The organism is Pseudomonas sp. MF6396, from assembly GCF_002018915.1.
GTDB lineage: Bacteria > Pseudomonadota > Gammaproteobacteria > Pseudomonadales > Pseudomonadaceae > Aquipseudomonas > Aquipseudomonas palmensis.
This window is the reverse complement of record NZ_MVOK01000008.1, coordinates 20,130-45,190: the sequence shown is the minus strand read 5'-3', so window position 1 is coordinate 45,190 and position 25,061 is coordinate 20,130. Positions and strand designations below refer to the sequence as shown.

At 68.7% G+C, this 25,061-nt stretch carries 11 protein-coding genes; 7 read left to right on the top strand and 4 right to left on the bottom strand.

All coding sequences use genetic code 11. From position 1 onward, the window contains the following. Positions 1-193 precede the first annotated feature (193 nt). Both MF6396_RS10165 and MF6396_RS10160 read left to right on the top strand, forming a co-directional pair. Positions 194-13,144: a non-ribosomal peptide synthetase gene (locus tag MF6396_RS10165; RefSeq protein WP_078480237.1), complete on the top strand. Its 12,951-nt coding sequence runs from the start codon at positions 194-196 to the stop codon at positions 13,142-13,144. A 160-nt stretch (positions 13,145-13,304) separates the two neighbouring features. Further along, positions 13,305-14,678, top strand: a complete 1,374-nt coding sequence (locus MF6396_RS10160) for a sodium:proton antiporter (protein ID WP_229590412.1) — start codon at positions 13,305-13,307, stop codon at positions 14,676-14,678. A gap of 153 nt (positions 14,679-14,831) precedes the next feature. On the opposite strand, the gene dsbG is transcribed toward MF6396_RS10160, so the two are convergent. The 3 genes from dsbG to dsbD are packed head-to-tail and all read right to left on the bottom strand — an operon-like array spanning position 14,832 to position 18,147. Then, positions 14,832-15,587 (bottom strand): thiol:disulfide interchange protein DsbG, encoded by a 756-nt coding sequence (gene dsbG / locus MF6396_RS10155; protein ID WP_043862397.1) that lies wholly within the window; start codon positions 15,585-15,587, stop codon positions 14,832-14,834. Further along, on the bottom strand, positions 15,584-16,429 hold the full coding sequence (locus MF6396_RS10150; RefSeq protein ID WP_043862398.1) for a TlpA family protein disulfide reductase: 846 nt from the start codon (positions 16,427-16,429) through the stop codon (positions 15,584-15,586). Before MF6396_RS10150 ends, dsbG begins: the two co-directional genes overlap by 4 nt. Continuing rightward, positions 16,429-18,147 carry a protein-disulfide reductase DsbD gene (gene dsbD, locus MF6396_RS10145; protein WP_078480236.1) on the bottom strand — a complete coding sequence of 573 codons (1,719 nt, stop codon included), beginning with the start codon at positions 18,145-18,147 and terminating at the stop codon, positions 16,429-16,431. The genes MF6396_RS10150 and dsbD overlap by 1 nt, the downstream gene beginning before the upstream one ends. Positions 18,148-18,322: 175 nt before the next feature. Here dsbD and MF6396_RS10140 point away from each other — a divergent pair, with 175 nt between their 5' ends. From MF6396_RS10140 to MF6396_RS10125, 4 genes are all read left to right on the top strand, one after another. Further along, the gene (locus MF6396_RS10140; protein ID WP_043862400.1) at positions 18,323-19,006 is read left to right on the top strand and encodes a response regulator; all 684 of its coding nucleotides are present in this window, start codon (positions 18,323-18,325) and stop codon (positions 19,004-19,006) included. Then, positions 19,003-20,334: an ATP-binding protein gene (locus MF6396_RS10135; RefSeq protein WP_078480235.1), complete on the top strand. Its 1,332-nt coding sequence runs from the start codon at positions 19,003-19,005 to the stop codon at positions 20,332-20,334. The genes MF6396_RS10140 and MF6396_RS10135 overlap by 4 nt, the downstream gene beginning before the upstream one ends. A gap of 68 nt (positions 20,335-20,402) precedes the next feature. Continuing rightward, entirely contained in the window at positions 20,403-20,876 is a 474-nt protein-coding gene (locus MF6396_RS10130; protein WP_078480234.1) for a GNAT family N-acetyltransferase, read from the top strand. Between the two features lie 125 nt (positions 20,877-21,001). Next, positions 21,002-22,414: an aspartate aminotransferase family protein gene (locus tag MF6396_RS10125; protein WP_054915569.1), complete on the top strand. Its 1,413-nt coding sequence runs from the start codon at positions 21,002-21,004 to the stop codon at positions 22,412-22,414. A gap of 15 nt (positions 22,415-22,429) precedes the next feature. Here the strand turns inward: MF6396_RS10125 and MF6396_RS10120 are convergent, their stop codons facing one another. Next, complete coding sequence (locus MF6396_RS10120; RefSeq protein ID WP_078480233.1) at positions 22,430-23,302, bottom strand: LysR family transcriptional regulator; 873 nt, start codon at positions 23,300-23,302, stop codon at positions 22,430-22,432. Between the two features lie 214 nt (positions 23,303-23,516). On the opposite strand from MF6396_RS10120, the gene MF6396_RS10115 reads away from it, so the two are divergent. Continuing rightward, the gene (locus MF6396_RS10115; protein WP_054915568.1) at positions 23,517-25,043 is read left to right on the top strand and encodes an MFS transporter; all 1,527 of its coding nucleotides are present in this window, start codon (positions 23,517-23,519) and stop codon (positions 25,041-25,043) included. Positions 25,044-25,061 lie beyond the last annotated feature (18 nt).

Below are 25,061 nucleotides of genomic sequence, written 5' to 3'. Positions count from 1 at the left end.
TAAGCACCACTCCGTGATCCGCTTCGAAAATCACCGGTCGCCGCGCCACAGTGGCGCCTAATTATTTCACCCGTTCATCCGTTCCCCTGTGTACATCCTCGGCCCCTGAAGGGCGTGTGCCGGTGCCCGAACACCCGGCTCCCTGCGCCCCGCGATGCCGATTTTCACGTACAGACACTGGCAGGAACTTTCCATGACGGACGCCTTCGAACTCCCGGTTACGCTGGTCCAGGCCCTCACCCAGCGTGCTGCGCTGACCCCTGAGCGGGTGGCCTTGCGCTTTCTCGCCGAAGACGCCCGCGACCAGGCCGTGCTCAGCTACCGTGACCTGCACCTGCGTGCATGCAGCATCGCCGCCGCATTGCAGGCGCGTGCGGTGCCGGGCGACCGCGCGATCCTGCTGTTCCCCAGTGGCCCGGACTACGTCGCCGCGTTCTTCGGCTGCCTGTATGCCGGGGTGATCGCCGTGCCGGCCTATCCGCCGGAATCCTCGCGCACCCACCACCAGGCCCGCCTGCTGTCGATCATCGAGGACGCCCAGCCGCGCCTGCTGCTGACCGTCGACAACCTGCACAACAGCCTGCTGGCCCTGGATGCACTCAAGGGCGAGGATGCGCCGCAGCTGCTCAGCGTCGATCACCTTGACGCCGGCCTGGGCGAGCAGTGGCAGGCCCCGTCGCTCAAGCCGGACGACATCGCCTTTCTGCAGTACACCTCCGGCTCCACCGCGCTGCCCAAGGGCGTGCAGGTCAGCCACGGCAACCTGGTGGCCAACGAAGTGCTGATCCGCCACGGTTTCGGCATCGACGTGAACCCCGACGACGTGATCGTCAGCTGGCTGCCGCTGTACCACGACATGGGCCTGATCGGCGGCCTGCTGCAACCGATCTTCAGCGGCGTGCCCTGCGTGCTGATGGCCCCGGCCTACTTCCTGGCGCGGCCGCAGCGCTGGCTGCAGGCGATCAGCGATTACCGCGGCACCATCAGCGGCGGGCCGGACTTCGCCTACCGCCTGTGCAACGAGCGCGTCAGCAGTGCGGCGCTGGCCAGCCTCGACCTGAGCTGCTGGCGCGTGGCCTATTCGGGCTCCGAGCCGATCCGCCAGGACAGCCTCGACAGCTTTGCCGACAAATTCGCCGCGTGCGGTTTCGTGCCCTCGAGTTTCTTCGCCAGCTACGGCCTGGCCGAAGCCACCCTGTTCGTCAGTGGCAGCGTGCGCGGCGGCGGTATCCCCGCGCTGGCGCTGGACAGCGCGGCACTGGCGCACAACCGCGCCGAAGCAGGCGAGGGCAGCGTGCAGATGAGCTGCGGCTTCAGCCAGCCGCTGCACGCGGTGCAGGTCGTCGAACCGCACACCCTGGCTGTGCTGGGCGACAACCAGGTGGGCGAGATCTGGGCCGCCGGCCCGAGCATCGCCCACGGTTACTGGCGCAACCCCGAGGCCAGCGCAAAGACCTTCGTCGAGCACGGCGGGCGCACCTGGCTGCGCACCGGCGACCTGGGCTTCATGCGTGACGGCGAACTGTTCGTCACCGGGCGCCTGAAGGACATGCTCATCGTACGCGGGCACAACCTCTACCCGCAGGACCTGGAAAAGACCCTGGAGCGCGAGGTCGACGTGCTGCGCAAGGGCCGCGTGGCAGTGTTCGCCGTCGACGACCAGGGCGAGGAGGGTATCGGCATCGCGGTGGAGATCAGCCGCAACGTGCAGAAGGTCATCGAGCCGGCGAACCTGATCCGCACCCTGCGCCAGGTCATCGCCGATGCCTGCCAGCAGGCCCCGGCGGTGGTGCTGCTGCTCAACCCCGGTGCGTTGCCCAAGACCTCCAGCGGCAAGTTGCAGCGTTCGGCCTGCCGCCTGCGCCTGCACGATGGCAGCCTGGACTGCTACGCCCGCTTCCCGGAGGCTCAGGCGCCTGCCGCACGCCACGCGGCGCCGAGCGGCGACGGGTTGCAGGCGCTGATCGCGCGGCTGTGGTGCGAGCAACTGAACGTGGCCGAGGTGGGCGACGACGATCACTTCTTCCTGCTCGGCGGCAACTCCATCGCCGCCACCCAGCTCACGGCGCGCCTGCGTGACGAACTGGGGCTGGAACTGAGCCTGAGCCTGCTGTTCGAAGCGCCGACCCTGGCCGGCTTCACTGCCCAGGTGGCCCGCCTGCACATCGACGGCGGGGTGGCCCAGGGCGCCATCGCGCAATTGCCCCGCGAACAGGCGCTGCCGCAATCGCTGGCTCAGGCCCGGCTGTGGCTGCTGTGGCAACTGGAGCCTGGCAGTGCGGCCTACAACATCCCGGGTGGCCTGCGCCTGCGCGGCGAACTGGACGAGGCTGCGCTGCGCAGCAGCTTCCAGGCGCTGGTGGCCCGCCATGAAGCGCTGCGCACGGTGTTTGCCGACCACCACGGCCAACCGGTGCAGCGCGTGCTGGCGAACCTGGCGTTGCAGGTGCACAGCCTGGACCTGGGGCACGAAACCCCGGCCCGCGTTCAGCAGTTGCGCGAAGACGAGGCGCGCCAACCCTTCGACCTGGAGCGCGGGCCGCTGCTGCGGGTCACCCTGGTACGCCAGGGCAACGAAACCCATCAGCTGTGGGTGACCCTGCACCACATTATCGCCGACGGCTGGTCGATGAACATTCTGCTGGACGAATTCGCGCGCCTGTATGCCGCCGCCTGCCAGGGCCAGCAGGCGCGACTGAATACGTTGCCGGTGCATTACGCCGACTATGCCAGCTGGCAGCGCCAGTGGCTGGCCCAGGGGGAAAGTACCCGCCAGCTCGCCTACTGGAAGACCTTGCTCGGCGATGCGCAGCCGGTGCTCGACCTGCCCACCGATCGCCCGCGCTCGGTGCAGCAGTGCAACAGTGCCAAGCGCCTGAGCCTGCGTCTTGAGCCGGCGCTGGGCACTGCACTGCGCCAGGTGGCCCAGGCCCACGATGCCAGCCTGTTCATGCTGTTGCTGGCGGCCTGGCAAACCCTGCTGCACCGCTACAGCGGCCAGCGCGACATCCGCGTCGGCGTGCCCAATGCCAACCGCCCGCGCCTTGAAACCCAGGGCCTGGTCGGCTTCTTCATCAACCCCCAGGTGCTGCGCGCCGAGCTTGACCCACGCCAGCCCTTCAGTGCCTTGCTGGCCCAGGTGCGCCAGCGCACCCTTGAAGCCCAGGCCAACCAGGACCTGCCGTTCGAGCAGTTGGTCGAAGCCTTCCCCGAGGCCCGCGAGCAGGGCCTGTTCCAGGTCATGTTCAACCACCAGCAGCGCGACCTCGGCGCCTTGCGCCGCCTGCCGGGGCTGTTGGCCGACGAACTGGCGTGGCACAGCCGCGAGGCCAAGTTCGACCTGCAACTGCACAGCGAAGAAGGCCACCAGGGCCGCATCAGCCTTTCCTTCGACTATGCCGACGAGCTGTTCGACGCTGCCAGCATCGAGCGCCTGGCCGCGCAACTGGTCAGCCTGCTGCAGCAGGTGAGCAGCGCGCCGCAGCTGCCGCTGGCCGAGCTGAACCTGCTCGACGCCCCGGGCCGCGCCCAACTGCTCGACTGGGGCCAGGCCCCGGCAGCGGCCCCCGGCCAGTGGCTGGTGGAGCAACTCAACGAACAGGCGCGCAGCACCCCGCAGCGCACCGCGCTGGTATGGGCCGGCGGCAGCCTGGACTACGCGAGCCTGCACACCCAGGCCAACCGCCTGGCCCATTACCTGCGCGACAAGGGCGTGGGCCCGGACGTGTGCGTGGCGATTGCCGCCGAGCGTTCGCCGCAGCTGCTGGTGGGCCTGCTGGCGATTCTCAAGGCCGGTGGTGCCTACGTGCCGCTGGACGTCGACTACCCGGCCGAGCGCCTGGCCTACATGCTCGCCGACTGCGGCGCAAGCCTGCTGCTCAGCCACAGCGAGGTGCTCGAACGCCTGCCCCAGGTCGAGGGCGTGAGTACCATCGCCATGGACACCCTGCACCTGGACAACTGGCCCAGCCAGGCGCCGGGCCTGCACCTGCACGGTGACAACCTGGCCTACGTGATCTACACCTCCGGCTCCACCGGCCAGCCCAAGGGCGTGGGCAACACCCATGCGGCCCTGGCCGAGCGCCTGCACTGGATGCAGGCCACCTATGCGCTGGACGAACACGACGTGCTGCTGCAAAAAGCCCCGATCAGCTTCGACGTGTCGGTGTGGGAATGCTTCTGGCCGCTGGCCCAGGGCTGCACGCTGGTGCTGGCCGGCCCCGGCGAGCACCGCGACCCGCAGCGCATCGCCGAACTGGTGCAGCAGCATGGCGTGACCACGCTGCACTTCGTGCCGCCGCTGTTGCAGGTGTTCGTGCAGGAGCCCCTGGCGGCCGCCTGTACCAGCCTGCGCCGGGTGTTCTCCGGCGGCGAGGCGTTGCCGGCGGCGCTGCGCGACCGTGTGCTGCAGGTACTGCCGCACGTGGCACTGCACAACCGCTATGGGCCGACCGAAACCGCGATCAACGTCACCCACTGGCACTGCCGCCGTGAAGACGGCCTGCGCTCGCCCCTCGGCCGGCCCCTGGCCAACGTGCAGTGCCAGGTGCTCGATGAGGAGCTGGCGCTTTCGCCTGTGGGGGTGCCCGGTGAGCTGTGCCTGGGCGGTGCGGGCCTGGCCCGTGGCTACCTGGGCCGGCCGGGCCTCACCGCCGAACGCTTCGTGCCCGGCGCCGACGGCCAGCGCCTGTACCGCAGCGGCGACCGTGCGCGCTGGCTGGCCGACCTGGGGGCACTGGAATACCTGGGCCGCATCGACCAGCAGGTCAAACTGCGCGGTTTTCGTGTAGAGCCCGAAGAGGTGCAGGCCTGCCTGCTGGCCCAGCCGGGCGTGGAGCAGGCCGTGGTGCTGGTACGCGACACGGCGGCCGGCCCGCAACTGGTCGGCTACTACACCCACGCGCACGACTGCGGCGAAGCATTGCTGAGCGCACTGGCGGCGCAATTGCCGCCCTACATGGTGCCCGCGCAACTGGTGCACCTGGCGCAGATGCCGCTGGGCCCCAGCGGCAAGCTCGACCGCAAGGCGCTGCCCGAGCCGAGTTGGCAGCAGCGCGTGCATGTTGCCCCGGTCACGCCGCTGCAACAGCAGATCGCCGCCATCTGGTGCGATGTGCTGGGCCTGGCGCGGGTCGGCCTGGACGATGACTTCTTCGCCCTCGGCGGGCACTCGCTGCTGGCCACCCAGATCATCGCCCGCACGCGCCAGGCCTGCGACGTCGAACTGCCACTGCGCACCCTGTTCGAAGCCAGCGCGCTGGGCGCCTTCGCCGCGCGCATCGAGGCCCTGCAACTGGCCGGGCAGCACAACCTGCAAGGCGAAATAACGCGCATTGACCGCAGCCAGCCGGTGCCGCTGTCGTACTCGCAGCAGCGCATGTGGTTCCTCTGGCAGATGGAGCCGGACAGCCCGGCCTACAACGTCGGCGGCATGGCACGCCTGCGCGGGGTGCTGGACGTCAGCCGCTTCGAACAGGCCCTGCAGGCGCTGATCGTGCGCCACGAGACCCTGCGCACCACCTTCCCGAGCATCGATGGCGTACCGTACCAGGCCGTTTCGCCCGACACCGGGCTGGTGATGAACTGGCTGGATTTTTCGGCCCACGACCAGGCGCAGCGCCAGCAGCGCCTGCAGGCCCTGGCCGACGAGCAGGCGCACCAGCCGTTCGACCTGGAGACCGGCCCGCTGCTGCGTGCCTGCCTGGTCAAGGCCGGCGAGCAGGAGCACTACTTCGTGCTCACCCTGCACCACATCGTCACCGAAGGCTGGGCCATGGACATCTTTGCCCGCGAGCTGGGCGAGCTGTACGAAGCGTTTCTGGACGACCGCGATTCGCCGCTCGAACCGCTGCCGGTGCAGTACCTGGACTACAGCGTGTGGCAGCGCCAGTGGCTGGAGGCCGGCGAGCGCCAGCGCCAGCTGGACTACTGGCGCGCACAGCTGGGCGATGAACACCCGGTGCTGGAATTGCCCGCCGATCGTCCGCGCCCGGCGGTGCAGAGCCACCGCGGCGAGCTGTACCGCTTCGACCTGAGCGATGAGCTGGCCGCCAGGGTGCGCGCCTTCAATGCCGAGCATGGCCTGACCCTGTTCATGACCATGACCGCCACCCTGGCGCTGCTGCTGTACCGCTACAGCGGGCAGACCGACCTGCGCATCGGCGCACCGGTGGCCAACCGCATCCGCCCGGAAAGCGAGGGGCTGATCGGCGCCTTCCTCAACACCCAGGTGCTGCGTTGCCAGCTGGACGGGCAGATGCGCGTGGCCGACCTGATCGAGCAGGTGCGCCAGACCGTGATCGACGGCCAGTCGCACCAGGACCTGCCGTTCGATCACCTGGTCGAAGCCTTGCAGCCACCGCGCAGCGCCGCCTACAACCCGCTGTTCCAGGTGATGTGCAACGTGCAGCGCTGGGAATTCCAGCAGAGCCGCCAACTGGCCGGCATGCAGGTGGAGTACCTGGTCAACGATGCCCGGGCGACCAAGTTCGACCTCAACCTGGAAGTCACCGACCTCGACCGTCGCCTGGGCTGCTGCCTGACCTACAGTTGCGACCTGTTCGACGCGCCCCGCATCGCGCGCATGGCGGCGCACTGGCAGCGGTTGCTCGACGCCTTGCTGGCCGACCCGCAGCAACGCCTGTGCGAACTGCCGCTGCTGGGCCAGGGCGAGCGCCAGGCCCTGTTCGACAACCTGGCCGGCGACCCCGCAGCGCCGGGCCTGAACCGCACCGTGCATGACCTGTTCAGTGCACAGGCCCAGCGCACCCCGGATGCACTGGCACTGACCTTTGCCGGTGAACACCTGAGCTACGCCCAGCTCGATGCCCGGGCCAACCGCCTGGCGCGGGTGCTGCGCGAACGTGGCGTGGGCCCGCAGGTGCGGGTGGGCCTGGCGCTGGAGCGTTCGGCGCAGTTGGTGATCGGCCTGCTGGCGATTCTCAAGGCCGGCGGTGCCTACGTGCCGCTGGACCCGGAATACCCCCTCGAACGCCTGCAGTACATGATCCAGGACAGCGGCATCGGCCTGCTGCTGGGCCAGCGCGCGCTGTTCGACAGGCTGGGCGAGCTGCCGTCCGGCGTGGCCCGCTGGTGCCTGGACGACGACGCGGCGGCGCTGCACGGCTACAGCGCCGAGGCCTTGCCGTCACTCAGCCTGCCGGGCCATCAGGCCTACCTGATCTACACCTCCGGCTCCACCGGCAAGCCCAAGGGCGTGGTGGTCAGCCATGGCGAGATCGCCATGCACTGCCTGGCGGTGATCGAGGCGTTCGGCATGCGCAGCGACGACTGCGAGCTGCACTTCTATTCGATCAACTTCGACGCGGCCACCGAGCGCCTGCTGGTGCCATTGCTCAGCGGCGCACGGGTGGTGCTGCGCGCCCAGGGGCAGTGGGGCGCCGAGGAAATCTGCACGCTGATCCGCCAGCAGCAGGTCAGCGTGCTGGGCTTCACGCCGAGCTACGGCAGCCAGTTGGCGCAATGGCTGGCCAGCCGCGACGAACAGCTGCCGGTGCGCCTGTGCATCACCGGCGGCGAAGCACTGACCGGCGAGCACCTGCAACGCATTCGCGAGGCGTTCAAGCCGGCGCAGTTCTTCAATGCCTACGGCCCCACCGAAACCGTGGTGATGCCGCTGGCCTGCCTGGCACCACCGGCCCTTGAAGCGGGCGTCGGCAGTGTGCCGATCGGCCGGGTGATCGGCGCCCGCGTGGCGTACATCCTCGATGCCGACCTGGCGCTGCTGCCGCAGGGCGCCATTGGCGAGCTGTACATCGGTGGCGCAGGCCTGGCCCAGGGCTACCATGATCGACCTGGGCTGAGCGCCGAACGCTTCGTCGCCGACCCGTTCAGCCAGCGGGGCGGGCGCCTGTACCGCACCGGCGACCTGGTGCGCCAGCGCGCCGACGGGCTGGTGGAGTACATGGGGCGTATCGACCATCAGGTGAAGATCCGCGGCTTCCGTATCGAGCTGGGTGAAATCGAAAGCCGCCTGCTGGAACATGCCGACGTGCGCGAGGCCGTGGTGCTGGCGCTGGACATGCCCGGCGGCAAGCAACTGGCTGCCTACCTGGTGTGCGAGCAGGCACAGGCCGGCGCCGAACAGCAGGCGGCGCTGCGCGACAGCCTCAAGGCGCAACTGCGGGTGAACCTGCCCGACTACATGGTGCCCGCCCACCTGGTGCTGCTGGATCAGATGCCGCTGACCGGCAACGGCAAGCTCGACCGTCACGCGTTGCCGCTGCCGGACAGGGAGCAGGGCCGCGAGCACTACGAGGCGCCACGCAGCGAGGTGGAGCAGCAACTGGCCGCGATCTGGCGCGATGTGCTCAACGTCGAGCGCGTGGGCCTGCAGGACAACTTCTTCGAACTGGGCGGCGACTCGATCCTGTCGATCCAGGTGGTCAGCCGCGCCCGCCAGCTGGGCCTGCACTTCAGCGCCCGCGACCTGTTCCAGCAGCAGACCGTGCAGACCCTGGCCACGGTGGTCAGCCGCAGCCAGGTCACGCTGATCGAACAGGGCCCGCTCAGCGGCGCTGCAGCGCTCACGCCGATCCAGCACTGGTTCTTCGACAGCGACGTGGTGCAACCGCAGCACTGGAACCAGGCCGTGCTGCTGGCGCCTGCCGAACGCCTGGCCAGCGACGCGCTGGAACAGGCCCTGCAGGCGCTGGTGGCGCATCACGATGCACTGCGCCTGCGCTTTTGCGAGGGCCGCGCCAGCTACGCCCCGGCCGATACGCGCGCACTGCTGTGGCAGGCCTCGGTGGCCGATCTGCAGGATTGCCAGGCCCTGTACAGCGATGTGCAGCGCAGCCTCGACCTCGCCGACGGCCCGCTGCTGCGTGCGCTGCTGGTGGAGGACGGGCAGGGCGCCCAGCGCCTGCTGCTGGCGATCCATCACCTGGTGGTGGATGGCGTGTCGTGGCGCGTGCTGCTCGAAGACCTGCAGGCGCTGTACCGTGGCCAGCCGCTGGCGGCCAAGACCAGCGCGATGAGCCACTGGGCCGCACGCCTGGCCACCTATGCCGGCAGCGACTCGCTGCGTGACGAGCAGCACTGGTGGCAGGCGCAGCTCAGTGCCGCCACCCGCGAGCTGCCGTGCGACCACCCCCAGGGTGCCAACCTGCACCGCCAGGCGCACACCGTCAGCGTGCAACTGAGCCAGGGGCAGACGCGCCAGTTGCTGCAGCAGGCCCCCGCGGCCTACCGCACCCAGGTCAACGACCTGTTGCTGACCGCGCTGGCCCGGGTGCTGTGCCGCTGGAGTGGCGATACCTCGGTGCTGGTGCAGCTCGAAGGGCACGGCCGCGAAACCCTGTTCGACGAGATCGACCTGAGCCGCAGCGTCGGCTGGTTCACCAGCGCCTACCCGCTGCGCCTGAGCCCGCTGAACATCGAGGAGGCCGCCGGGCAGGCGGCCTCGATCAAGGCGATCAAGGAGCAACTGCGCAGCGTGCCGCACAAGGGCCTGGGGTATGGGGTACTGCGCTACCTGGCCGATGACGCCACCCGCGAAGCCATGGCCGCGCTGCCCCAGGCGCGCATCACCTTCAACTACCTGGGCCAGTTCGACCAGCAGTTCGGCAGTGCGGCGCTGTATCAGCCGGTGGACGAACCCGCGGGCCTGGCCCACGACCTCGACGCACCGCTGCCCAACTGGCTGAGCGTCGACGGCCAGGTGTACGGCGGCCAGTTGCAGCTGCGCTGGACCTTCAGCCGCGAGCGCTTCGACACCCAGACCATCGAAGCGCTGGCCCGCGCCTACCTCGGCGAGCTGGCGAGCCTGATCGTCCATTGCCTGGATGACGCCAACGGCAGCTTCACGCCGTCGGACTTCCCGCTGGCGCGCCTGACCCAGGCACAGATCGACAGCCTGCCGGTGCCCGCCGCGCAGATCGAGGACGTGTACCCGCTGACCCCGATGCAGGAGGGCATGCTGCTGCACACCCTGCTCGAACCGGGCACCGGCATCTACTACATGCAGGACCGCTACCGCATCAACAGCGAGATCGACCCGCAGCGCTTCGCCCAGGCCTGGCAGGCGGTGGTGGCGCGGCACGAAGCCCTGCGCGCCTCGTTCTGCTGGAATGCCGGCGAAGGCATGCTGCAGATCATCCACAAGCCCGGCACCACGCCCATCGACTATCAGGACTGGAGCGCCGACCCGCAGGCCGATCACGAAGCACGTCTGCAGGCCCTGCACAAGCAGGAGCGCGAGGCCGGTTTCGAGCTGTTGCAGCAGGCGCCGTTCCACCTGCGCCTGATCCGCGTGGGCCAGGCGCAGTACTGGTTCATGATGAGCAACCACCACATCCTCATCGATGCCTGGTGCCGCTCGCTGCTGATGAACGACTTCTTCGAGCTCTACCTGGCCCTGGGCGAGGGCCGTGAGGCGCAGCTGGCGACGCCGCCGCGCTACCGCGACTACATAGGCTGGCTGCAGCACCAGAGCCTGGACGAGGCGCGCCAGTGGTGGCGGCAGAACCTGCAGGGCTTCGAGCGCACCACCTACCTTCCAAGCGACCGCCCGCTGCTGCGCGAGCACGCGGGCGATCACGGCGGCATGCAGGTGGGCGACTGCTACACGCGCCTGGCGGTGGAGGACGGGGTACGCCTGCGCGAGCTGGCCCAGGCCCATCAGCTGACCGTCAACACCTTCGCCCAGGCGGCCTGGGCGCTGGTGCTCAGCCGCTTCAGCGGCGAGCGTGACGTGGTGTTCGGCGTGACCGTGGCCGGGCGCCCGGTCAGCCTGCCGCAGATGCAGCACACCGTGGGCCTGTTCATCAACAGCATCGCACTGCGTGTCACCCTGCCGGCCCCCGGCGAGCGGTGTTCGGTGCGCCAGTGGCTGCAGGGCCTGCTGGAACGCAACATGGAGGTGCGCGAGTACGAGTACCTGCCGCTGGTCAACATCCAGGAATGCAGCGAACTGCCCAAGGGCCAGCCGCTGTTCGACAGCCTGTTCGTGTTCGAGAACGCCCCGGTCGAAGTGGCGGTGCTGGACCGCGCCCAGAGCCTGAATGCAACCTCCGACTCGGGCCGCACCCACACCAACTTCCCGCTCACGGCGGTGTGCTACCCCGGCGACGACCTGGGCCTGCACCTGTCGTTCGACCAGCGCTACTTCGACCGCGCCACAGTCGAACGCCTGCTGGGCGAATTCAAGCGCCTGCTGCTGGCGCTGATGGAGGGCTTGCACGGCGATGTGGCGCAGCTGGCACTGCTGGGCGAGCAGGAACAGCGCTTCCTGCTGCAGGACTGCAACCGCAGCGAGCATGCCTATCCGCTGCAGCAGAGCTACGCGGCGTTGTTCGAGGCGAGGGTGGCGGCGCATCCCGATCGGGTGGTCGCACGCTGCCTCGAACAGCAGTGCAGCTACGCCGAGCTGAACTGCCAGGCCAACCGCCTCGGGCATGCCCTGGTGGCGGCCGGGGTGCAGGTCGACCAGCCGGTGGCACTGCTGGCCGAGCGCGGGCTGGCGCTGCTGGGCATGATCGTCGGCAGCTTCAAGGCCGGCGCCGGCTACCTGCCGCTGGACCCGGGCCTGCCCGGCGCGCGTCTGCAACGCATCGTCGAGCTCAGCCGCACCCCGGTGATCGTCTGCACCCGGGCCTGCCTGGCCCAGGCACAGGCCCTGATGGACGAACTGGGGTGTGCCGGGCGGCCGCGCCTGCTGGTGTGGGAGGACATTCAGGCCGGCGACGGCAGCGAAGCCAACCCGGGCATCTACAGCGCGCCGGACAACCTCGCCTACGTGATCTACACCTCCGGCTCCACCGGCCTGCCCAAGGGCGTGATGGTCGAGCAGCGCGGCATGCTCAACAACCAGCTGAGCAAGGTGCCGTACCTGCAACTGGGCGAAGCGGACGTGATCGCGCAGACCGCCTCGCAGAGTTTCGATATCTCGGTGTGGCAGTTCCTTGCCGCGCCGCTGTTCGGCGCGCAGGTGGCGATCGTGCCCAATGCCATCGCGCACGATCCGCAAGGGCTGCTGGAGCATGTGCAGGCCGCCGGCATCACGGTGCTCGAAAGCGTGCCGTCGCTGATCCAGGGCATGCTGGGCAACGAGCGCCAGCACCTGAGCGGCCTGCGCTGGATGCTGCCCACCGGCGAGGCGATGCCGCCGGAGCTGGCCTGGCAGTGGCTGGAGCGCTACCCGCAGGTCGGCCTGGTGAATGCCTACGGCCCGGCCGAGTGCTCCGATGACGTGGCGTTCTTTCGCGTCGATGCGGCCTCCACCCAGGGCAGCTACCTGCCGATCGGCACGCCGACCGACAACAACCGCCTGTACCTGTTCGGTGAAGATCACGAGCTGGTGCCGCTGGGCGCGGTGGGCGAGCTGTGCGTGGCCGGCACCGGGGTAGGGCGCGGCTACGTGGGCGACCCGCTGCGCACGGCCCAGGCGTTCATCCCGCACCCGTTCGGCGCCCCGGGCGAGCGTCTGTACCGCACCGGCGACCTGGCACGCCGGCGTGCCGACGGGGTGCTGGAGTACGTGGGGCGCATCGATCACCAGGTGAAGATTCGCGGCTACCGCATCGAACTGGGCGAAATCGAGGCACGCCTGCATGAACAGGTCCAGGTGCGTGACGCGGCGGTGGGCGTGCAGGAGGGTGCCAACGGCAAGCACCTGGTCGGCTACCTGGTGGCGGCCGACAGCCGTGCCGACACGGCGCCATTGCTGGAACAGGTTCGCCAGCGCCTGCGCGCCGAACTGCCGGAGTACATGGTGCCGCTGCACTGGGCGTGGCTGGCCGAGTTGCCGCGCAACGCCAACGGCAAGCTCGACCGCAAGGCGCTGCCGGCCATCGAGTTCGGCCAGCAGCACAGCCAGGCCTACCTGGCGCCGCGCAGCGAACTGGAGCAGCAACTGGCTGACATCTGGGCCGATGTGCTCAAGGTCGAGCGGGTGGGGGTGCGCGACAACTTCTTCGAGTTGGGCGGGCATTCGCTGCTGGCCACCCAGATTGCTTCGCGGGTGCAGAAGGTGCTGCAACTGAACGTGCCGCTGCGGGCCATGTTCGAATGCAGCAGCGTGGAGGAACTGGCGATCTATGTGGAGGGCCTCGAGGCCACGGTGCTGAGCGACGACAAGGTCGACCGGCTGAGTGACCTGATGGCTTCGCTGGAGGCGTTGTAGGCAGCCGAGCGGGGCATTTTGGTTTAGCATCCATGCTTCGCTCATGCGCGCCAGCCTTCGGGCTGGCGCGCTGCTGTTCATCTGCACACGGTCGGTATCGATGCGCCTTTTCCCTGCTTTGTTTCGTGGTTGTTCCTGTCTGTCGCTGCTGGCGGCCCTCTTGTTGCTGTGCCTGCCGGGCATCGCCAGCGCCGCCGAGGTCGATGGCGCGCGCATGGGCCTGCTGTGGGGCGTGCCGTTTGCCGGCATCCTGCTGAGCATCGCCTTGCTGCCCATCGTGGCCGCACCGCTGTGGCATCACCATTTCGGCAAGATCACCCTGGGCTGGACGCTGCTGTTCGCGCTGCCGTTCTGCTTTGCCTTCGGCTGGCACGCCAGCCTGGGGCTGGGCGTGCACGTACTGCTGGCCGAGTACCTGCCGTTCATCATCCTGCTGTTTGCGCTGTTCACCATTTCGGGCGGGATCGTGGTGGAGGGCAACCTGCATGGCTCGCCGTGGCTCAACACGCGGTTGCTGGCGCTGGGGGCGGTGCTGGCCTCGGTGATGGGCACCACGGGGGCGGCGATGCTGCTGATCCGCCCGCTGCTGCGTGCCAACGACAACCGCAAGCACACCGCGCACGTGGTGGTGTTCTTCATCTTTCTGGTGGCCAACGTCGGCGGCGGCCTGACCCCGTTGGGCGACCCGCCGTTGTTCCTGGGTTTTCTCAAGGGGGTGAGCTTTGCCTGGACCCTGCAGCACATGGCCTTGCCGGTGGTGCTGCTGGCGGTGCCGTTGCTGGGCGTGTTCTACCTGATCGACCGCTACTACTATCGCCGCGAAAACGAGATGCTGGCCGAAGACCCGACGCCGGATGCGCCGTTGCGCCTGCTGGGCAAGCGCAACTTCCTGCTGTTGGCGGGCGTGGTGCTGGCGGTATTGATGTCGGGCCTCTGGAAACCGGGGATTGGCGTCGAGCTGATGGGCACTCGGGTCGAGGTGCAGAACCTGTTGCGTGACGGCCTGCTGGTGGTACTGGCCTTGCTGTCGTTGTGGTTCACCCCGCGCGGCCTGCGGGTTGCCAACGAGTTCGACTGGGGGCCGATCGTCGAGGTGGCCAAGTTGTTTGCGGGCATCTTTCTCACCATTGCCCCGGTGATTGCGATATTGCGGGCCGGCAGTGACGGCCAGTTGGCGTGGTTGGTGGCGAGCGTGAGTGGTGCGCAGGGCGAGCCGATCGACAGCATGTACTTCTGGTTGAGCGGGACCTTGTCGAGCTTCCTGGACAATGCGCCGACCTATTTGCTGTTCTTCAACATGGCGGCTGGGGATGCGCAGGTGTTGATGGAGCGCATGCCGCAGACCTTGCTGGCGATCTCCATGGGTTCGGTGTTCATGGGGGCGATGACCTACATTGGCAACGCGCCGAACTTCATGGTCAAGGCGATAGCCGAGCAGCGCGGGGTGAAGATGCCGAGCTTCTTCGGGTACATGGCGTGGTCGTGTGCGGTGCTGTTGCCGTTGCTGGTGGTGTTGACGCTGGTGATGCTGTAGCGCCACCCCAACCCCCAAAGGCCATGATGGCCCTACTGCGATCTTCGGCCGAACAAACAAGGCTGACAACACCGATCCTGCAGGCCATGGCCTGTGGGATTTGCATCGCCAGCCCTGGTGCCCGGCTTCAGATATCTGTTGGCGTGGTGAGTCTCAACGCTTGCCCAGTATCTTCCCCAACATCTCTGGCCGCGGCGCACCCTGCTGGGTCTGCAACTGCCCCTTGTCATCCAGGTAGAAGATCGCCGGCGTAGCCGACAATCCCAGCTCCTCCATCAGCGCCAGGTTCGCATCCAGCTTGGCCTGCACCTGCGCCGGAATCTTCGCCAGCGGCTTGAGGGTGCTGGCCTTGCCCGCGCTTTCATGGGCCTGCAAGGCCTTCTGCGGGTCGGCGCTGGCCAGCAACGCGGCCGACTTGGCCGGGCTGTCGGCGCGGATGATGCCGACCATGATGTGGCGCAATTGCACCTTGCCCGAGTCCACCCACGGCCGTGCCTGCTGCCAGAACATGTTGCAGTACGGGCAGTTGGGGTCGCTGAACAGGTACACCACCCGCGGTGCATCGGCCTTGCCATCGGCAATCCACGCGGTCTTGTCGAGCTTGGCCCACACCTGCTTGGCCATGGGCGCATACACCAGCTTCTCCAGCGGCGCCTCGCTCAGGTCCTGGCCCTGTTCGTCGAACAGGCTGCCCACCAGCACGTGCTTGCCGTCCGGGGTCAGGTACAGTGCCACGCCACGGTTCTGGAACTGCGCGGCATAACCTTTCAGGCCATTGGGCGCATCGAAGCTGCCGGTGACCTTGGCGCCCTTGGCCTCGATCTGCTGCACGGCCTTGGGCAATTCTTCGGCGACGGCCAGTTGGGTGGCGAACATGCCCAGGGCGAGGGTAATGGCGGAAACTTTCATGGTGTCGTCCTTGCTGGAACGGTGGGAGCGAGCGCGGTATCGCGGTCGAAGGATTCGAGGGCATGGCGCAGGCTGGCACGGGACAGCTCCCCCAGGTGGCTGCCCACCAGGCGCCCCTCGGCGTCGTAGAACAGGGTGGTTGGCAGCGCCATGGAGCCGACCTGCTGGGCCAGCTGGCCACCGGTATCGAACAGTACATGGGACAGGTTCAGGCCGGTGGTGGCCAGGAAGTTGGTGACGATCTGCGGGGTTTCGCCCTGGTTGACGAACAGGAAGGTCACGTCCGGATAATCATGCTGGGCCTGTTGCAGCACCGGCATCTCGCGCCGGCACGGCGGGCACCAGGTGGCCCACAGGTTGATCACCAACGGCCGGCCGCGGTGGCTGTGCAGCGCCACCGAATGGCCCTGGGCATCGCGCAGGGCCAGGTCCGGCAGTTGCGTGCCCTGTTCGTAGAGGTGGCTGGCCCAGCTGGCCAGCAGCCAGAACAGCGCGCCGCTGAACAGGCCCCAGCCCAGTGGCCGGCGCAGGCTCGCCTGGCGCCAGGCGTACCAGGCCGCCCCCAGCAGTACTGCCACCAGGCCGGCCCAGGGCAAAAAGCCGCCATCGCGGATGTCGATGATCTGCACCGGGTCTTCGGCATACATCGACCAGTAGCGCGCCACGAACCCCAGCCGGGCGCACAGCAGGCCGAGCAGGAACAGGCGAAACAGTGCGGCCTCGGGGTTGTCGCCGCCGCGCCTGGCCACCCGCCAGCCCACCAGCGTGGCCAGGCCCAGGGCGCAGAGCAGCAGCAGGTGGTCGAGGGCGATGGTCAGGGGGCCCAGGTTAACGGTCAGCATCAGCCTTGGCTCCGGGTGGCGGTCCAGTGTTGCAGGAAGGTGGCGGCGTTGACTTCACCGGTGATGCGCCTGGCCCGGCGCTCGTCACCCTCGGGGCCGATCCACAGCATGCTCGGCGGGCCGGGCACCTGGTAGCGCTGCAGCAACTGCTGGCTGGCCGGGGCATCGGCGGTCACGTCCAGGCGTACCAGGCGCACGCCTTCCAGCGCGGCGAGCACTTCGGGGCGGGCGAACACCTGTTTTTCCATGACCTTGCACGACACGCACCAGTCGGCGTAGTAATCCAGGAACACCCACTGCCCCTGGGCCTTGGCGGCGTCCAGCTGCGCCTGCAGCTCGGCCGGGGTGCGCACCGTGGTGAAGGCGTCGTCGTGGGGCGCAGCCACGGCATTGCCGGTGCCACCGGCATAGGGTTGCAGGGGCTGCAGCAGGTTGCTCGCGCCACCGGCCGCGCCCACCACCAGCAAGGCGCCCCACAGGCCCGCCAGCAGCACGGCCGGTTGCAGGGCGCGCAGGGTGTGGACCGCGGGCCAGGCGCCCCAGGCCAGCGCGATCAGCCAGGCCCCGCACAGGCCCAGCCACAGCGCAGGGTCGAGCACCGCGCGCAGGGTGTACAGCGCCATGCCCAGGAACACGAAGCCGAACACCGCTTTGACCCGGTTCATCCAGGCCCCCGGACGTGGCAGGTAGCGGTTGCCCACGGTCACCAGCAGCAACAGCGGCAGGCCCATGCCCAGCCCCAGGCTGAACAGCACCAGCGCCCCATGCACGGCATTGCCGCTCTGCGCGATGTACAGCAGCGCGCCGGCCAGCGGGGCGGTCATGCACGGCCCCATCAGCAGGCCCGACAAGGCCCCCAGCAGTACCGCGCCATACAGATTGCCGCCACGGGTGTTGCGGCCTGCGCGCTCCAGGCGGTCGCGTACGAAGGTGGGCAGCTGCAGCTCGAAGGCGCCGAACATCGGCAGGGCCAGCAGCACGAACAGCGCGGCCAGGCTTCCCAGCAGCCAAGGCTGCTGCAGCCATGCCTGCAGGCTGGCGCCAAGCAGTGCGGCAACCACGCCCAGGGCGGCATACACCAGCGCCATGCTCAGTACGTAGGCGCCTGCCAGCACCAGCCCGCGGCGGGTGCTGGCGCCGTTGCCCATCACCAGCCCGGCCAGGATCGGCAGCATCGGCAACGAACAGGGGGTAAAGGCCAGCAGCAGTCCCAGGCCGAAGAAGGCCAGCAGGCTCCAGGCCAGCGGGTGTTCGCCGAGGCTGCCGGCCAGGGCCTGGTCGCTGGCCTGTTCGGCGCCTGCGGCCTGCCCGCCCAGGTCGACCGGGCTGGTTTGGGGCGGGTAGCACAGCCCCGCGTCGGCACAGCCCTGCCAGCCCATGCGCAACTGGCCGGTGGCGTTGGCCGGTATCAGCAGCTCGAGTTCGCCGCGGTACACCTGGGTTTCGCCGAAGTACTCGTCGCTGTGGGGCAGGGCCGGCGGCAATGGTGGTACCGCCTCGGGGGCCAGGCCATCGAACTTCAGACGCTTCTGGTACAGGTAGTAGCCGTCGCTGATCTGCCAGTGCAGGCGCATCTGCCCCGAGGGCAGGCGCTCGCTGCTGAACACGAAGGCCTTTTCCACGGGCAGGAATTCGCTCTGGGCAAAAGGGTTGTTGAAGGGCTGGGCCTGGCTCAGCGAACTGAACAGCCACAGCAGGGCTAGCAGAAATACGCGCATGTCGACGCCTTGGCAGTGCGATAAGCCCGCAAGACTGACCGGCATGGATTAACCCAGGGTTAACCGATGGGCAGCCGTCGCCTTGCAGGCGACGTGTGCGCCTGGGCGCGGCATAATCCCCGGTTAATCCGCCTGTGGCCCACTGGGCCTTTCTGCCAACGACCGAGCCCGCCCCATGCACGTACTGCTCTGTGAAGACGATGACCTGATCGCCAGCGGCATCATTGCCGGCCTGAGTGCCCAGGGCCTGACCGTCGACCGCGTGGCCAGCGCCAGTGCGGCGCGGGCGATGCTGCAGGCCGCGCATTTCGACGTGATGGTGCTGGACCTGGGGCTGCCCGACGAAGACGGCCTCAAGCTGCTGCAACGCCTGCGCCAGCAGGGCCACAGCCTGCCGGTGCTGATCCTGACCGCGCGCGATGCGGTCACCGACCGGGTCGACGGGCTGCAGGCCGGCGCCGACGACTACCTGCTCAAACCCTTCGATCTGCGCGAGCTGGCCGCGCGCCTGCACACCCTGCTGCGCCGCGTGGCCGGGCGCTGTGTCAACGTCATCGAACACGGCCCGCTGAGCTTCGACCCCTCCAGCTGCGAAGCGCACCTGGCCGGTCAGCCGGTGGACCTGTCGCGCCGCGAACAGGCGCTGCTCCAGGCCCTGCTGCAGAACCGCGGCCGGGTGCTGTCCAGCGAGCAGCTCAAGGACAGCGTCTACGGCTTTGGCGACGAGGTCGAAAGCAATGCCCTGAACGTGCACATCCATCACCTGCGCCGCAAGCTGGGCAACGGCATCGTCGAGACCGTGCGCGGCCTGGGTTATCGCCTGGGGCCGGCCCAGGTGCCGCAGGCGTTGCAACGATGAGCCTGCGCCTGCGCCTGAGCCTGATTCTGGGCACTGCCTTCATCCTGATCTGGGCCCTGGCCGCGACGTGGATGCTGTGCGACCTGCGCCAGCAGATGATGTTCTCCCTCGACCAGCGCCTGGTGGCGTCGGCGCGCATGGTCGCCGGCCTGATCGACCAGTTGCCGCAGCCGCTGACCAGCAAGGGCGAGGGCACGCGCCTGAGCACCGACCAGTTCAGCATCCCCGATGGCATGGCCTGCCAGGTCAGCTCGCTGCGCGGCGAGATCCTGGCGCGCAGCCACAACCATGCCGACCAGACCCTCGACGATCAGCGCAGCGGCTTTCACGACCAGATGATCGATGGCGCACTGTGGCGCAGCTTCACCTATGCACGCGGCGATGTGCGCATCACCACTGCCGACCGGCACCTGGAGCGCGAGGCGCTGAACCGCTCGATCCTGCTGGCGGCCTCGGCACCCGTGCTGGTGGCGTTGCTGGGCAGCCTCGGGCTGCTGTGGCTGGGGGTGGGCAAGGGCCTGGCGCCGCTCAACCGCATGCGCGACGCGCTGCGCAGGCGCAGCCCCGACTCGCTGGAGCCGTTGCAGGTGCGTGCCCTGCCCAGCGAATTGCAGCCGTTGCTCGAAACCCAGAACCAGCTGTTCCAGCGCATCGGCCAGACCATCGAGCGCGAACGGCGCCTGACCGGCGATGCCGCGCATGAACTGCGCAGCCCGCTGACGGCGATCAAGACCCACCTGCAAGTGGCCCGCATGACCGATGGCAAGGTGCGCGAGCAGGCCCTGGAACATGCCGAGCAGGGCGCCGATCGCCTGCACCGTACCCTGGAGCAGCTGCTGTTGCTGGCGCGGGTGGAGGGCAGCCTGTCGTTCGATGATGGCGTGCAGTACAGCGCCGAGCAGATCGCCCGCCAGGCCATCCAGGATGCGGGCCTGGGCGACAATCGGCGCATCGTGCTGCAGGCTTCGGCGCCGGCGGCCCAGGTGTTTCCCGACATGCCCGCGGCGCTGGCGGTGGCGGCCTTGCGCAACCTGCTGGACAACGCCCTGCGCCACAGCGCCGCCGACGCGCCGGTGGAGCTGCATGTTCAGGTCGAGGCGAACACCGTGGGCTTTCTGGTGCGCGATCATGGGCCGGGCATCGATGCACAGAACCTGCAGCATGTGACCCAGCGTTTCTGGCGCAATGGCCATAGCGAAGGCTGTGGCCTGGGCCTGGCGATCGTGCAGGCGATCGTGCAGCGCTGCGCCTGCTCGCTGACGTTCGACAGCCACGCCGACGGCTTGCGTGTGTTGCTGCAGATGCCGTTGCGTGCACATCAAATGTAACCCCGCCGGCCTCGTCAGGCGCCGGTCGCCCCCGTAAGGTGTGGGCCGCACAGCACCAGGGAGCACTCATGGACGAACGGATTCGCATTGCCAGGGCCCGGCCGGCGGAGGCCGCCCTGATCGAGCGGCTGATGCAGCAGAGCATCGCCACCACAGCCGACCAGGACCATCACGGCGACCTGCAGGTGATCGACGCCTGGTCGCGCAGCAAGCAGCGTGCGCAGATCACCGACTGGCTGGGCGACCCGGCCCTGTACCTGAACCTGGGACGCTGGCAGGGTCGCCCGGTGGCTACCGCGCTGGCCTTGCGCAGCGGCGAGATCTGCCAGTGCTTCGTGCAGCGCGACCACACCGGGCGTGGCATCGGTCGGGCACTGGTGCTGGACCTGGAACACGCCTTGCGCCGCTGGGGCTGTACCCATGCATCGCTGTACAGCACCGCCTCGGCCCAGAATTTTTTCGCACGCCTGGGTTATTCGCCCAGCGGTGAGGCGCTGGGATTTCATGGCCTGCACCTGCAACTGATGCACAAAACCTTCTAGAAGACCGCCCCGCACGCTAAATCCGCAGGGCGTTGGTGCGTCTTTCAAGCGAGTACACATCCCGACACAACGCTGGCCATCGGCGCGTGGCGGGACCATCCGCTTGCTTGCGAGGGTTACTTCCGATGTCAGTCGCTACCTGCCTTGCCCAGGCACAGCCGGCTTCTTCAGCCGACGAGCCTGGCGAAACGCTTTATCACTTCGAAGATTCGCCGCTGCTGACGCGACAGAAGCAGCAGGAGTCCAATGCACGCAGTTACCCGCGGCGCATTCCGCTGGCGCTCAAGCGTGCCCAGGGGCTTTACGTCGAAGACGTCGAGGGCCGCCAGTTCATCGACTGCCTGGCCGGCGCCGGCACCCTGGCCCTGGGCCACAACCACCCGGTGGTGATCGAGGCGATCCAGCAGGTGCTGGCAGACGGCCTGCCGCTGCATACCCTGGACCTGACCACGCCGGTCAAGGACCAGTTCGTGCAGGACCTGTTCGGCCTGCTGCCACCGGCCTTCAGCGCCCAGGCCCGGATCCAGTTCTGCGGGCCGACCGGCACCGATGCGGTGGAGGCCGCGCTCAAGCTGGTACGCACTGCCACCGGGCGCAGCACGGTGCTGTCGTTCCAGGGCGGCTACCACGGCATGAGCCTGGGCGCGTTGAGCCTGATGGGCAGCCTGGGGCCGAAGAAACCGATGGGCGCGCTGCTGGGCAACGGCGTTCAGTTCCTGCCATACCCCTACGACTACCGCTGCCCGTTCGGGCTGGGCGGCGAGCAGGGCGTGCAGGTCAACCTGCGCTACCTGGAAAACCTGCTGAGCGACCCCGAAGGCGGCGTGCAGTTGCCGGCGGCGGTGATCGTCGAGGTGGTGCAGGGCGAGGGCGGCATGATCCCGGCCGACCTCGACTGGCTGCGCGGCGTGCGGCGCATCACCGAGCAGGCGGGCGTGGCGCTGATCGTCGACGAGATCCAGAGCGGCTTTGCCCGCACCGGCAGGATGTTCGCCTTCGAGCACGCCGGCATCGTGCCGGACGTGGTGGTGCTGTCCAAGGCCATCGGCGGCAGCCTGCCGCTGGCAGTGGTGGTGTACCGCGACTGGCTCGACACCTGGCTGCCGGGCGCCCACGCCGGCACCTTCCGTGGCAACCAGATGGCCATGGCTGCAGGCTCGGCGGTGATGCGTTATCTCAAGGAACACGACGTGGCTGCCCACGCCGAGGCCATGGGCGCACGGCTGTGCGAGCATCTGGCGGTGCTGCAGCGCGACTTCCCGCACCTGGGCGACATTCGCGGTCGCGGGCTGATGCTCGGCGTCGAGGTGGTGGACCCGCAAGGGGCCGCCGATGCGCTGGGGCATGCGCCGGGGTTCGGCAAGCTGGCCTCGCTGATCCAGAACGAATGCCTCAAGCGCGGGCTGATCATCGAACTGGGTGGGCGCAACGGTTGCGTGGTGCGCTTTCTGCCGCCGCTGATCATTACCGCCGCGCAGGTGGACGACGTGGCCGAGCGCTTCGCCCGCGCCTTGCCGGCGGCCCTGCAGCGTCTGTAAGGCGCGCGGGTGCGATCAGCCCTGGCCGCTGCGCAGGGCCTCGATGTAGCGCATCACCGCGGGCGCCTTCTCGAAACGCCGATGCAGCACTGTGGGGCACGAGGTGGGTTGGCTGTCGGCGATGCGCCGGTAGCTGACCTGCGGCAGGGTGATGTGTTGCAGCACCGACTCGGGCACCAGCGCCACGCCCTGGCCCAGCGAAACCAGGGTGATGACCGCCACCAGGCTACCCGGCTGCGGCCCGAGGCGCGGCACGAAGCCACCCTGGGCGGCGACGGCCAGGGTGCCGGAGATCTGCTCGGGCAAGATGAAGGTTTCGGTGGCCAGGCGTGCGGCCATGATCTGCGGCAGCTCGTTCAACCGCGAGCTGGCCGGCAGGGCCAGGACAAAGCCTTCTTCGTGCAGGTCCATCGCGACCAGTTCGTCGGGCAGGTCCATCGGCGTGCGCACGTAGGCGATATCCAGCACACCGTCACGCACCAGCGCGGGGGACTCGGCCATGGGTTGCTCGCGGATGTTCAGCACCACCCCCGGGTGCGACTGGCTGAAGCGCGTCACCTGCTGCTGGAGCAGCCCCGAAAAGGCCGCCGAGGCCACATACCCCAACTCGATACGCCCCACGTCACCGCGCCCGGCCCGTTGTGCGCCCAGCTGCGCGGCATCGAACTGGCGCACCGCCTGTTCGGCCTCGGGCAGCAGCGCCTCGCCGGCGGCGGTCAGGCACACCTCGCGCTGGCTGCGCTCGAACAGGCGCACACCCAGCTGCCTTTCCATGTCCTGGATCTGCCGGCTCAGGGTCGGCGGGGCGATGCCCAGTTGCTCGGCGGCGCGGGTGAAGTGGCCGAGGCGGGCGACGCTGAGAAAATAGCGGAAATGGCGGATTTCCATGGGGTCTCGTTAGCTGCAGGCTAATGACGCAGGCGATCCTGGCTAACAAGGCCAGGCCGTTGCGGCGGTAATGTGTAGTAACACTACAAGATGCGTGACGTGGCGGCAAAGCCGCTGCGCCTATGAGCATCCGGTGGCTACACCGGCCCTGTCGCGGCAGCCTGCTCGGACACCGCGACACCGGCCCCAGATCGCCTTGCACGGGAGCCTTGCAATGTCCTCCGCCCGTTTCACCCTGTTCACGGCTTCGGCCGTGTGCGCCCTGATCATTCTCGACACCAATATCGTCGCCGTCAGCCTGCCGAGCATCGCCCGCGACCTGTCCGGCTCGTTCGCCGATATCGAATGGGTGGTCAGCGCCTACCTGCTGGCCTTCGCCGCGCTCCTGCTGCCCGCCGGCAGCCTGGCCGACCGCTTCGGGCGCCGGCGCATGCTGCAACTGGGCCTGGGCCTGTTCGGCCTCGCCTCGCTGGCCTGCGGCGCGGCGCCCACCCTGGTGTTCCTCGACATCGCACGGGCCGCCAAGGGCGTGGGCGCGGCGTTGCTGCTGACCTCGGCACTGGCTGCCATCGGCCACCGCTTCCACGAGCCCGAGGCGCGCATGCGGGCCTGGGCGTTCTGGGGCGCGTGCATGGGCGCGACCATCACCTTCGCGCCGCTGCTGGGCGGGCTGATCGCCAGCACCCTGGGCTGGCGCTGGATCTTCTACATCAACCTGCCGCTGGTGGCGGTGCTGGCGGTGATGGTGCGGCGCAGTGTCGAGGAGTCCCGCGACAGCGCCGCCGCGCGGCTGGACCCGTTTGGCAGCCTGACCTTCGCCGGCAGCCTGGGCTACCTGATCTGGGCGCTGATCGATGCCAACCAGGTCGGCTGGGGCAGTGCCCAGACCCTTGGGCGCCTGGTGATCGCAGCGTTCCTGTTCGGCCTGTTCATTCTGGTGGAGCGCAATCAGGCGCGGCCGATGATCGACCTGCAACTGATGCGCAGCGCACGCTTCATCGGTGCATTGCTGGGCATGTTCGCCTACGCCGCCTGCGCCCAGGTGATGATGACCCTGCTGCCGCTGTACCTGCAGAACGGCCTGCAACTGTCGGCTTTGGCCGCCGGCGCGGGCATGCTGCCGTTTGCCCTGGCGATGCTGCTGACCCCGCGCCTGGGCATGCGCCTGTCGGCGCGGCTGAGCAGCGCCCAGGTGTTCGCCCTGGGCCTGCTGCTGGTGGGCGCGGGCAACCTGCTGTGCGGCGCGGCGGCCAGCTATGGCGGCTACCTGAGCTTCGCCCTGGCCAGCATCGTGCTGGGCGCCGGGGCCGGGCTGCTCAACGGCGACACGCAGAAGAACATCATGGCCTGCGTGCCGCGCGAGCGCACCGGCATGGCCTCGGGCCTGAGCACTACCACGCGCTTTGGTGCCATCGTGCTGGCCATCGGCATTCTGGGCGGCATCCTGGCGGCGCGCAGCGGGCAGTTGCTGCGCGAGGCGGTGGCAGGGGTGGCGCCTGGGCAACTGGACAAGGTCGGCGACATGGCCACCCGGGTTGCCGCCGGTGACCTGCCGGCAGCGCTGGCTATGGTCGACCCGGCACTGCGCGAAACCCTCGCGCCGCTGGCGCAGCACGCCTTCATCGGCGGCTTCGAGACGGTGCTGCAAAGCGCCGGGGTGGCGGCGCTGGTGTTCGCCGTGGTGGTCGGTGTGCTGCTTGGCAGGCCGCTGCCGGTGCCGCAACCGCTGCCGGCGCGCTGATCGCGCGCACGCGGGCGT